Source organism: Mycoplasma collis ATCC 35278 (assembly GCF_000701825.1).
Lineage (GTDB): Bacteria > Bacillota_I > Bacilli_A > Mycoplasmatales > Metamycoplasmataceae > Mesomycoplasma_A > Mesomycoplasma_A collis.
The window spans coordinates 1-3,000 of sequence record NZ_JNJY01000030.1; the positions used below are offsets into that span (position 1 = coordinate 1).

The following is a 3,000-nucleotide window of genomic DNA, read 5'->3' on the forward strand; positions in this document are numbered from 1 at the left end:
AGAAAATATCACTTTAAAACTTAAAAACTTTACTTTAAACAACAAAAATGACACATTAAAAAATAATGAATTAAATAAAAATAAGGAAACTTCAAAAGAAAATCTTTCTTCATCTTTTTCAAAGACAAAAGAAAGATTGGATTTAATATTAAAATTATTAAAAGATAATGAAAAATTAACTATACAAGAGTTAGCAGATATACTAAAAATTTCAAGAATAACTATTATAAGAGATTTGAATTATCTACAAAAGAATAAAAAAATTGAAAGAATTTCAGGTAAAAAAACAGGTTTTTGAAAAATTATTTAATTAGTTTATTGATATAAAAAATTAAAAATATTTATATATTTTTCTAAATTAATTTCTTGCGGTCTTATATTTTTGCTTAAATCAAATTCCATAAAAATTTGATTTATTTTTTTATTATCTAAAAACAATTTTAAATTATTAAAAAAGGTTTTTCTTCTCATGGCGAAACATTTTTTAATAAAATAAAAAAAAGAATTTAAGTATTCTTGATTAATATTTTTTTTAAAATTAAAGCTTAAAACAACAGAATCAACTTTAGGGATAGGTAAAAAATTATTTGCTTTTACAACAATTTCTTTTTTTATATCTGCCACATATTGACATACAACAGATAATTTATTGTAATTAAAATCATTTACTTTAGCTATAATTCTTTCAGCCACTTCTTTTTGAACCATTATAATCATTCTTTCGAACAAATTAATGTTTTCAAATATTTTAAAAACAATCTTACTAGTTATGTAATAAGGTAAATTTGCAACTAAAATTTTTTTGCCTTTTCATTTTAAATTAGATTTTAAAAAATCTTCATTAATTAGACTAAATTTCTCGTTATTGATGTTTTTTTCTAAAACATTAATCATATCTTTATCAATTTCATAAGCCACTAATGTTTTAGCTGTTTTTATCAACTCTGTTGTTAACGCTCCTTGGCCTGGTCCTATTTCTATCACTTCTTTATTATCTATTTTTGAAATTTTAACAATTTTTTTAATTATATCTTTATTAATTAAAAAATTTTGACCTAAGTTTTTTTTAGCTTTAATATTTTTATCTATCATTTAAACACCAAAAACCTTTTTAACGTTATTTTCTATTATTTTTAACATTTCTGTATACTCAATATTTTTAATAAGAGCCAATGTTTCAACCACATATTTAACATAATATGAATGATTTTTTTTCCCTCTATAATTTTCTGGAGGTAAATAAGGAGCATCGGTTTCGCTAAATAATTTATCACTAGAAATCAATCGAATAAGTTCTCTAGTTTGAGAATTCTTTTTATATGTTATAACACCTGAAAAAGAAAAATAAAAATTTGGATGATTAATAAGTTTTTTAGTTCATTCAATATTGCCACTATAAGTATGAAAAATAAATTTTATATTTTCATACTCTCTATTAGTTATTATTTTATAAACATCTTCAAAAGCTTCTCTAACATGCAATATAACAGGTAAATTAAATTTTTTAGCAACATTTATTTGTTTTTTAAAAGAGGATATTTGAATTTTTTTATCAGGGTTTTTTTCATGATGATAATCTAGTCCTATTTCACCAATAGCTACAACATCTTTATTTATTGCTTTTTCAAGAATTTTATAATCATCATCATTTTTAACACTGCTTGGATGTATTCCGTAAACAGGGAATAGGTTTTTATGTTTCATGTATTCATTTTGAATTTCTTTAATTTCACTTCAAGAACAAGAGACAAAAAATATTTTTTTTAAACCATTTTTAAAACTTGCATTAATTTCATTTGTAGGATTATTATAATACTCTTTAAAAGGATGAAAATGTATATCTATTAAATCAAAACTATCTTTTTTAGAATTTATTAAAATACCATCTTGTTTAATCTCAAAGTTAAAAAATTTTTCAAAATAATTTAATTTATGTTCATTTAAATTATTTAATCAATAAATTTGATTTTTCTCAAATCTTTCATTCGCAAATTTTAAAATTGACATTAAAATATTTTTTTCAAAATTTATATTAGAATATTCTTCATTAAAAGTTATTTTGAATTTAAATATATTTAAACAATTAATTTCAATTAAAGCAATTGCATTTTTATAAAAATTATCATTATCTAAAACTAAATAAAAAACGCTTGAATTGTCATTCTTTTTGTTCGTTTCTAAAACATATCTAACTAAATCATTGTTATTTTTGATATTTAAAAAAGCATCTTTTATTATTGATTTAAAATTTAAATTTACATTCAATAATTTATTTGTAAATTCTTTTGTTGCTTTAATAATTTTAAGATATGCCATATTACCCCTTATTTTATAAAATTGTATTTAATTTTTATTTTTACAAATAATTATATTACATTAAAACTTTTAAAGATAAAACTGAATAATTAAAATTATTTATTTTTTAAAAAATTATAAAAAAAATACTCATAAATTGAATTTATGAGTAAAATTAATTTTTTTAAATTAAATTAAATTAATTATGTGAAACATATTTAGTTACTTTATGTTTATTAATTTTAACTATTGTTAATATTGATGAAACTAGCAATAAGATAAATGTTGTGAAACTAATAATTCATCCAAAAATTGGAATTCAGAAAAGAATTATATCTAATATAACAAACACTAAAGTTGCTATTCATAAACCAAATAACACATTAAGATCTTGATGTTTTTTCTTTAATGTACTTGTTTTAACAATTAAAATAATAATTAACACTATTAATGCAATGTTAGAAAGTATGCTAACTAATATTCTAAAAAGCACAAAAGACCCTAAAACAACAATGCTAGGAACTGTATTTAATATTAAACCTATTATTGCTAAAATAATAGAAGAAAAAGTTAATACTAAAACAGCAATCGCTATTTTTTTTGTAGATTTCATAAATATATTTTTTGCTTAATAAAACAAAAAATATCTTCCTCCTTTCTTTTTATTATCTATATATTTAAAATCATACAAAAAAAAAAAAAAAA

General features: G+C 19.1%; 4 protein-coding genes. 1 reads left to right on the top strand and 3 read right to left on the bottom strand.

Translation table 4 applies throughout. The features are described from left to right. A partial coding sequence (locus tag T403_RS0103840; RefSeq protein ID WP_033161501.1) for a DeoR family transcriptional regulator occupies window positions 1-310 on the top strand: 310 nt, incomplete at its 5' end. A 5-nt stretch (window positions 311-315) separates the two neighbouring features. On the opposite strand, the gene rsmA is transcribed toward T403_RS0103840, so the two are convergent. The 3 genes from rsmA to T403_RS0103855 form a co-directional block, all read right to left on the bottom strand. Further along, complete coding sequence (gene rsmA, locus T403_RS0103845) at window positions 316-1,092, bottom strand: 16S rRNA (adenine(1518)-N(6)/adenine(1519)-N(6))-dimethyltransferase RsmA (RefSeq protein ID WP_033161502.1); 777 nt, start codon at window positions 1,090-1,092, stop codon at window positions 316-318. After that, window positions 1,093-2,316 carry a TatD family hydrolase gene (locus T403_RS04285; RefSeq protein ID WP_051619161.1) on the bottom strand — a complete coding sequence of 408 codons (1,224 nt, stop codon included), beginning with the start codon at window positions 2,314-2,316 and terminating at the stop codon, window positions 1,093-1,095. A gap of 178 nt (window positions 2,317-2,494) precedes the next feature. Continuing rightward, complete coding sequence (locus T403_RS0103855; RefSeq protein ID WP_033161503.1) at window positions 2,495-2,908, bottom strand: hypothetical protein; 414 nt, start codon at window positions 2,906-2,908, stop codon at window positions 2,495-2,497. Window positions 2,909-3,000 lie beyond the last annotated feature (92 nt).